The organism is Acidaminococcus sp., assembly GCF_050873445.1.
Taxonomy (GTDB): Bacteria; Bacillota; Negativicutes; order Acidaminococcales; family Acidaminococcaceae; genus Acidaminococcus.
The window spans coordinates 1-8,338 of sequence record NZ_JBNMIU010000071.1; the positions used below are offsets into that span (position 1 = coordinate 1).

The following is an 8,338-nucleotide window of genomic DNA, read 5'->3' on the forward strand; positions in this document are numbered from 1 at the left end:
CCATAAGAAAATCCATCATTCGTCATAGTGTAAATGGAAAGCCGTGTACATCGAGAGGTGTAAGCACGGTTTGGGGAGAGGCTTGTGCAAACCGACATTGGAAACAATGCACGGCGGCACTTGCCTACTCTACATGAAGTATTCTCCCATCGGGATCTCTCCGGATCAGGCACAGTTCCTGGAAACCAGGAAGTTCCAGATTGATGAGATTGCCCGGATCTTCCGGGTACCTCCTCATATGATCGGGGATCTGGAAAAATCCACTTTCTCCAACATCGAGCAGCAGTCTCTGGAATTTGTGAAATACACCCTGGGGCCCTGGGTATCCCGGTGGGAACAGGCCATGGGCCAATCCCTCCTGACCCCGGAAGAACGGACCCGGTATGAAATCCACTTCAATGTGGATGGCCTCCTTCGGGGTGACTACGAAAGCCGGATGAACGGTTATGCTGTAGGCCGCCAGAACGGGTGGCTGTCCGCCAACGATATCCGGGAATTGGAGAACATGAACCGGATCCCGGAAGAAGAGGGCGGGGACCTGTACCTGATCAACGGGAACATGACGAAACTAAAGGATGCCGGGCTGTTTGCAGGAACCGGCAGCAAGGAGGAAACCCATGAAACGTAAATTTTGGAACTGGGTGAAGAACGAGGGGGAAGAAACCCGCACCCTGTACCTTTCCGGTGAAATCTCCGATGAAACCTGGTTCGGGGACGAAGTGACTCCGAAGCTCTTTAAAGATGAATTGATGGCCGGCAGCGGAGATATTACCCTCTGGATCAATTCCCCTGGGGGAGATGTGTTTGCGGCAGCCCAGATCTATAACATGCTCATGGACTATCCCGGTCGGGTAACTGTGAAGATTGATGGGTTGGCGGCTTCTGCAGCCAGCGTCATTGCCATGGCCGGAAGCCAGGTGGAAATGTCCCCGGTGGCCATGATGATGATCCACAATCCCATCACGGTGGCTATTGGCGACAGTAAGGAAATGCAGAAGGCCATAGATATGCTCTCTGAAGTAAAGGAAAGCATCGTCAACGCCTACGAAATCAAAACCGGCCTGTCCCGGAACAAGATTTCCAGGCTGATGGACGCAGAATCCTGGTTCAACGCTAAGAAGGCGGTGGAACTAGGGTTTGCAGACGCCATTCTCTACACCGAAGAGAAAACGGAAAATGACATCAACGTAGATGCCATGCTGTTCAGCCGGGCGGCAGTGACCAATTCCCTGCTGACCAAGCTGTCTGTGAAGAAAACAAAAGAACCCGTACCCAACAAGGTCCCCGCGGACAAACTCATGAAGCGGCTGGGCCTTCTTGTGCATTAAGGAGGAATTTCCATGAATCAGATCCTGAAACTGAGAGAAGAACGCGCCAACACCTGGGAAATGGCCAAAGCTTTCCTGGAATCCCACCGGGATAAGGACGGCATGGTCTCTGCAGAAGACAGTGCCGTCTATGACCGGATGGAAGAAAAAGTGGTGGCCCTGGGAAAAGAAATCGAACGGCTGGAACGCCAGCGGAACATCGACGATGACCTGAATAAGACCATCGATACGGCCCTGAAGGGAAACCCCGGAGCCGGGCTGATGAAACCGGGCGAAAAGAAAGGCCGGGCCAGTGACGCCTACACCAAAGCCTTCTGGCAGGCCTTCCGGGGGAAAGGGAACATCCAGGAAGTGAAGGATACCCTGACCATTGGCTCCGATCCGGAAGGGGGCTATCTGGTCCCGGATGAATACGAACACACCCTGGTGGAGGCCCTCCTGGAAGAAAACTTCTTCCGGGGCTTGGCCCATACCATCCGGACTTCTTCCGGGGACCACACCATCCCGGTAGTAGCCAGCCACGGGGAAGCGGCCTGGATGGAAGAAGGCAGCGCCTATCCGGAAAGCGATGACACCTTCAGTCAGGTGAACCTGGGAGCCCACAAACTGGGTACGGCCATCCGGGTTTCCGAAGAGCTGATGAACGACAGCGTCTTCGACCTGGAAAGCTACATCACCCAGGAATTTGCAAGACGTATCGGCACCAAGGAAGAAGAAGCCTTCCTGGTAGGGGACGGGAACCATAAGCCCCTGGGTGTATTCCAGGGAGCGGAAGTAGGGGTGACGGCAGCGAAAACGGCCATCACCTTCGATGACATGATGGATCTGTACCACAGCCTGAGAACCCCCTACCGCAGAAATGCTTCCTGGATCCTGAACGATTCCACGGTAAAAGCCATCCGGAAACTGAAGGACAACAACGGCAACTACATCTGGCAGCCTTCTGTCCAGGTGGGCCAGCCGGACCGGATCCTTAGCCTGCCGTATCGCACGTCTTCTTTCGTGCCGGAACTGGCGGCCGGCAACAAGGTCATTGCCCTGGGGGACTACTCCTACTACTGGATTGCCGACCGTCAGGGCCGGAAGTTCAAACGGCTCAGTGAACTCTATGCAGCCAACGGACAGATCGGGTTCCTGGCCAGCGAACGGGTGGACGGCCGGCTGATCCTGCCGGAAACCGTGAAGGTCCTGGAAATCCAGGCCGGCTGATGAAGTCCAGAGGAGGTGATGGGATTGGTGACAGTGGAAGAAGCAAAAGCCTATCTGCGGATTGACGGAAACGAAGAAGATGAGCTGATCACTCGTCTCATTGCTTCTGCGGACCGGCTCTGCAAAGACGTTGTACGGGAAGAGAAACCGGAAGAAAGTGCTGCCTATAAAATGGCCATCCTTTTCGCGGTAGCCTATCTCTACGAGCACAGGGAGGATGCAGATTACCACAATCTGCTCCTCACCCTGCGCTCTCTTTTGTTTGGGGAACGGAGGGATGCGTTCTAATGAAAATCGGGAAGATGGACAAACAGATGGACAAACGGATCACACTCCTTCAGCCCAAGCCCACAGAAGACGGCTACGGAGGCTTTCATACAGACTATGAAGAGGTGGAGCGGATCTGGGCCCAGGTGATCCAGACTAACTATGCCGAGCAGGAAGCCCAGGGGACTCCCATGAACCGGGGGCAGCTGCGGCTGAAGATCCGGCCCCGCAAGGATTTGAAACGGGGATGGAGACTGAGGCTCGCTGGAGAACTGTACGAAATCGAGACCGTGGACAACACCTACCGGGACAGCACCACCCTGATCGTCCATCGGTATGAACAGGGGGTGTAGCCATGGCTGTTTTTACGGTAAAAGTCCCGGAAGGGGAACTGAGCAAAGCCATCCGGCAGATTTCCGCCTGGGATGGAAAGACCCGTCTCCGGGTGGAAGCGGCCCTCAAAAGAGGAACCAATGCGGTATACCGGGAGGCCCGGCAGCGGGTCCCGATCCGGTCGGGGAAGCTGAAAAAATCCATCAGGCAGCGGTTTTCCACCGTGAAGCTGGAAGGGCAGGTGTTCAGCAACCAGCCCTATGCCCATCTGGTGGAATTCGGCAGCCGGGCCCATACGGTAAAGCCCAGGAAGAAAAAGGCTCTCCGGTTTTTCCGGGGCGGGCCTGTCTTTACGAAACGGGCCAGGATCCCGGCTCAATCGGGAAAACCCTTCTTCAAGCCGGCCTACGACTACGTGGAACCTCAGCTGATCCAGGAAGTGAAGAAAGCGATCCGTGAACCATGAAGAGATTACCCAACAATGCCATCCACAAGGCCCTGGTGGCCTTTTTGAGAGAACACACAGGACTGGCGGTCTATGACTACGTGCCCCAGGAAGCGGTGCTGCCGTTTATCACCCTGGGGACCATGACCGTCCAGGACAAATCCACGAAAACCGAGGACATGACTCACCTGTCGGCCCACATCCACATTTATAGCAGCTACAAAGGACGGTACGAAATCAACACCCTGGCGGAGAAGCTGATCAACCTGTTCGGGACGGAACAACTGGATCTAACGGGAGAGGAGTTTTACGTAAACGCCCAGGGGGTGGATTTCTACGAAACCTACCCGGAGGATGAGACCGGCTACAGCGGGGTGATCACCCTGGAAGTCCTCATCCAGAACATCCATAAGGAGGAATAATATGGCAACTACAACGTTTCCTAGCCGGAGCGAAGCCTCCAACACGGCCACTGCCGGCAAGGATTACCTTATTTATCTGAACGCGGGAGAATCCGATACTAACCCCACCTGGCTGCTCTTAGGGGGCCAGCGGAGCGGTGACCTGACCCGGCAGGCAGACGAAATCGACGCCAGCAGTAAAACGTCCAGCGGATGGAAATCCACCATCCCGGGTCTCCGGAACTGGTCCCTGGATCTGGAGTCCGTGTATCTGGCAGGAGACAAGGGAGCCCGGTTCCTGGAAGCCTCTTTCCTGGCCGGGAAGCAGGTCCACATCAAATTCGAATATCCGGACAAGAGCTATGTAACCGGCTGGGGTTCCGTGACGGAATGCAGTCTGTCCACCCCTCATGATGACGTGGCTACCCTCTCCGGGACCATTTCCGGGGACGGACCCCTCAGTGAACTGAAGAGTGCGGCCGGAACAGTAATTGAGAACGGCTGATAGGAGGTATTACATTCTATGAAGAAAATCGACTTTGAAGTCTTTGGCCCCGGCCAGTACCTGTATTTCGATATCGGCCGGCTGATTCAGGTGGAGAATCTCACGGGCAAAAGTGCCGGGGACATTATCCGGAACCAGGAACTGAATCTGGGAATCCTGACGGCGCTTCTCTCCATCGGCCTCCGGCAGCATGGCATCAAGAATCCCCAGTGGTATGCCAATAAGATGCAGGAGCTGATTGACGAAGGCCACGAGATGGACGAATTCGTCCAGCCGGTGGTGAAGGCCATCGCCGGGTCTGGCATCCTGGGGAAAGAAGTGTACTACGCCATCTTCCCGGAAGAGGACCCGGGTAAAGACCAGGCGAAGGGGAAAACGAAGCCAAAAAACTGACGGCGGGACAGGAAGAAGTCCCGTCTTTTAACGACTGGCTGGGGTGGGCGGAAGAAGTGGCCTATGGGATGCTTCATCTTCTGCCTGCCCAGTTTTATGCCATGACGCCACTGGAACTGGACCGGATGGCCGAGTGCCGGGCCAAGGATGAACAACGGAAAAAGTGGGAGACCGCCTACTGGGTGGCCTGCCTGATGAGCGTCCATACGAGAAAACCGGTACGGACGGAGAAGCTCATGAAACCCTTCCTGCCTAAGAAAACAGGCAGTGAAATCGCGGCAGAGCGGGATGCCTTCTTCGAGGAATTCAGACGGAAAGGAGCTGACGGATATGGCAACCATCGCTGACCTTCTGATCAAAATCGGAGCGGATACCTCCGATCTCCGGAAAGAACTCAATGCAACCAAACGTCAGATCAAGACCGCCTTTGGGAGCGATGCGCTCGACCTTTCTAATAAGTCCCTGGCCGTTCTGGGTGGTATCGGGGCCGGACTGGCTGCCCTGGGAGTGGCTTCTGTAAAAGCAGGGGCCAGTCTCCAGAGTACCAAGACCGCCTTCACCAATATGCTGGGGAGCGCGGAAAAAGCCCAGGACTTTCTGGCCAAGATGCAGGACTTTGCGGCCAAGACCCCCTTTGAGTTCAGCCAGGTGTCCCAGGCGGCCCAGAAGTTCATCGCCTTTGGGTTCTCTGCAGAACAGGTTATACCGACCCTTACGGCAGTTGGGGATGCCGCGGCTGGGGTCGGTCTTGGGGCGGAAGGCATCAACCGGATCACCCTGGCCCTGGGCCAGATGGCCGCCAAATCCAAGGTCCAGGCCGGTGAAATGATGCAGCTGACGGAAACCGGGATCCCGGCCTGGAAAATGCTGGCAGACCAGATCGGGGTTTCCGTGCCGGAAGCCATGAGCATGGTGTCCAAAGGGGCCATTGACGCGGCAACCGGGATCACAGCGCTGGTCAGCGGCATGGAACAATCCTTTGGCGGCATGATGGATCAGCAGAGCCAGACCATCAGCGGCACCTGGTCCACCCTGATGGATGGGCTGGAACAGTCTGCGGCCCAGGTAGGGCTCCAGCTTGCGGAAGCCCTGAACCTGACGGGGATTTTCCAGTCCCTGGGGGATATACTGACCAACTTTGCCGCAACGGTCCAGTCTTCCGGCCTTACGGAGGCACTGCTTACCGCCATCCCTCCGGAATTCCAAGCCGGCATTATTTTGATTGTTTCCACACTGACCGGCCTTGCCATCCCGGCCATTGGACTTTTTGTGGCCAAGGTGGCCCTGATGGCGGCTCCTTTTGTGGCAGCAGTAGCGGCTGCAGCTCCTTTTATCGCGGCTGCGGCAGCGGTGGCTACGGCCCTCTATGCCATCTGGAAAAGCGGGATGACCGTGGAAGATGTGCTGGGGACTATGGGCATCAAGATGGAAACGGTCACCCGGGCTGTGGATTCTGTGCAGGCAATGATCAGTGCCGCGGCCCAGACCATCATCGCCAATCTCCAGGCAATGGAGCCGGTGTTCACCCTGGTGGCTGCCGTGATGGGAGCCGCCTTCTATGCGTCCCTCCAGATCATCGGAGCCGTGGTGAACGGGGTGCTGAACTTCATCAGTGTCCTCAGTGAATGTGTGACCTGGATTTTAAATGCCTTCACCTATCTGGTGGAAGGCATCGGGGCCTGCATCGATGAAGTGGGAAGCATCCTGTCGGATATGGCAGGCAGCATCCTTCCCTCCTGGGCGTCCAGCGGCCTTTCCACCATTGCCAATTTCGTCAGCGAAGCCATCAGCTGGCTTTCCAGCCTGATCCAGAAGATCCTGGAAACCAACAATGCCCTGGGGTCCATTGGCGGCGAAAGCAGTGGAGGAGGCGGCGGTGGCGGCAGTGCTCCTGCCAAACGGGAATTCAAGCTGCCGGACTTCAGCAACCTCCGGGGCGGGGGTACGGACATTCCGGCTCCTGCTGGGGGAGGAGGCAGTGGTGGTTCCGGTGGTGGCGGTGGCGGACGGGGCGGAAGCTCCGGTGGTGTCAATCAGCTGGCCACTGCTGCGGCCCAAACCAGCAAGAGCATCGAGGAAGAATGGTTCCGGACCTTCCAGACGAAAAGTGCCCTGGTGGACCGGTGGTACAAGGAAGAAACGGATGAATTGGAGAAATCCAAGGCGGCTAATGAGAACTATGAACGGGACAAGACCCGTCTGGCAGAACTGTATGCCCAGAAGCGGCAGGATGCCCTTTCTGAGGAACAGGCCAAAGCCCGGGAACTGATGAACAAGGCCCGGGACCTGTCCTTTGATGCGGTGACGGCTAAACTCACTCTGTATGGTTCCAAACAGGAACAGGAAGTCATGAAGATGCAGTCCGACATGGAAAAGGCGGTGGCGTCCATTGACGACAAGTACGCCAAACTTTCCCAGGACTTTATTTCTTTGACAGCCAGCGAGAAAGCTGTGTTCCTGAATGCCCTGAAGGAAAAGGGCATCGCCTACGAACAGGCCAGTGCCAATGAAATCGCCTTTGACAAGCAGGCCAACCTGGAAAAAGCTGCAGCCTATAAAAGCTACTTGGACGAGAAGAATGCCTACTTTGCCCAGGGGAAAGATATCCAGGCAGCTCTTGACGAAGCCTACAACCAGAATTCCCTGGCCATGCTCCAGGAAACCTTGACGGCGGAGATGGCCCTTCGGCAGAGCAACATCGATGCGGAAAAATCCCTGATGGATACCTACCAGGAAGCCTATATGAATGCCCACATGGGGACCCTGGAACTCATCGCCGACATGGCGTCCACCACCCTGAGCGGGCTGGAGACGGCTTTTACGGATATCCTGACCGGGGCCAAAAATGCCAAAGACGCCTTTATGGATTTGGGGAAGGCTATGCTGAAGACCATCGCCAGCTACTTTTCCCAGATGCTTTCCGGGATGCTGGTGACGGCTCTCTTCGGGGACAAGCTGAATGCCGCCAGTGCAGCCAAGACCGTAGCTCAAGGTACGGCAGCTGCCGGGGCTCTGGCTCCCGCGGCCTGGCTGAAACTGGTCATCGACCCGTCTGCAGGTCCTATCGCCACGGGCCTTCTGACAGGGGGCACGTCTGCGGCAGTAGGCATCGGCATAGCGGCTGCTGCTACGAATACGGCAGCAGGAACAGCCGGAGGAGCCAAGACTCCCAAGTACGCCAAAGGCGGGTATTTCACCAGGCCTCTGGTTGGGGTCCTGGGGGATGCGGGAGATGAAGTGGCTCTGCCCCTAAACCGGGCGGTGTTCGACAGCATTGCCGAAGGCATTGTGAATTCTTCCGAAGCCAGTGATAACCGGGAAGTGGCCACCACCTTCAACAACTACGGGGATATCAACAACGCCGCGGATCTGGATGATCTGATGGACGGCTTCACCGATGCTGTACTGGCGGGGCTGAGAGGTGCATAAAAAAGGGAGACTTCACCTTACTTATGAA

Annotated in this window: 10 protein-coding genes and 1 pseudogene; all 11 read left to right on the top strand. The window is 56.4% G+C overall.

The features are described 5' to 3' along the window. Nucleotides 1-133: 133 nt before the first annotated feature. Nucleotides 134-628 (top strand): annotated as a pseudogene (locus tag ACR0QW_RS10145) (phage portal protein); the annotation flags it as partial. Continuing rightward, entirely contained in the window at nucleotides 618-1,328 is a 711-nt protein-coding gene (locus ACR0QW_RS10150; protein ID WP_432643535.1) for a head maturation protease, ClpP-related, read from the top strand. The pseudogene ACR0QW_RS10145 and the gene ACR0QW_RS10150, both read left to right, overlap by 11 nt. Before the next feature lie 12 nt (nucleotides 1,329-1,340). Continuing rightward, nucleotides 1,341-2,537 (top strand): phage major capsid protein, encoded by a 1,197-nt coding sequence (locus tag ACR0QW_RS10155; protein WP_432643536.1) that lies wholly within the window; start codon nucleotides 1,341-1,343, stop codon nucleotides 2,535-2,537. Between the two features lie 18 nt (nucleotides 2,538-2,555). After that, nucleotides 2,556-2,825: a head-tail connector protein gene (locus tag ACR0QW_RS10160; RefSeq protein WP_432643537.1), complete on the top strand. Its 270-nt coding sequence runs from the start codon at nucleotides 2,556-2,558 to the stop codon at nucleotides 2,823-2,825. Continuing rightward, entirely contained in the window at nucleotides 2,825-3,157 is a 333-nt protein-coding gene (locus tag ACR0QW_RS10165; protein ID WP_432643538.1) for a phage head closure protein, read from the top strand. Before ACR0QW_RS10160 ends, ACR0QW_RS10165 begins: the two co-directional genes overlap by 1 nt. Before the next feature lie 2 nt (nucleotides 3,158-3,159). Beyond that, complete coding sequence (locus tag ACR0QW_RS10170) at nucleotides 3,160-3,603, top strand: HK97-gp10 family putative phage morphogenesis protein (RefSeq protein WP_278815708.1); 444 nt, start codon at nucleotides 3,160-3,162, stop codon at nucleotides 3,601-3,603. Then, complete coding sequence (locus tag ACR0QW_RS10175; protein WP_432643539.1) at nucleotides 3,600-4,004, top strand: DUF3168 domain-containing protein; 405 nt, start codon at nucleotides 3,600-3,602, stop codon at nucleotides 4,002-4,004. The genes ACR0QW_RS10170 and ACR0QW_RS10175 overlap by 4 nt, the downstream gene beginning before the upstream one ends. Before the next feature lies 1 nt (nucleotide 4,005). Beyond that, nucleotides 4,006-4,488 (top strand): phage tail tube protein, encoded by a 483-nt coding sequence (locus ACR0QW_RS10180; RefSeq protein WP_278815711.1) that lies wholly within the window; start codon nucleotides 4,006-4,008, stop codon nucleotides 4,486-4,488. A gap of 18 nt (nucleotides 4,489-4,506) precedes the next feature. Continuing rightward, nucleotides 4,507-4,881 carry a hypothetical protein gene (locus tag ACR0QW_RS10185; protein WP_432643540.1) on the top strand — a complete coding sequence of 125 codons (375 nt, stop codon included), beginning with the start codon at nucleotides 4,507-4,509 and terminating at the stop codon, nucleotides 4,879-4,881. A gap of 56 nt (nucleotides 4,882-4,937) precedes the next feature. After that, nucleotides 4,938-5,228 (top strand): hypothetical protein, encoded by a 291-nt coding sequence (locus tag ACR0QW_RS10190; protein WP_432643541.1) that lies wholly within the window; start codon nucleotides 4,938-4,940, stop codon nucleotides 5,226-5,228. Continuing rightward, entirely contained in the window at nucleotides 5,212-8,310 is a 3,099-nt protein-coding gene (locus ACR0QW_RS10195; RefSeq protein ID WP_432643542.1) for a tape measure protein, read from the top strand. The genes ACR0QW_RS10190 and ACR0QW_RS10195 overlap by 17 nt, the downstream gene beginning before the upstream one ends. Nucleotides 8,311-8,338: the final 28 nt, after the last annotated feature.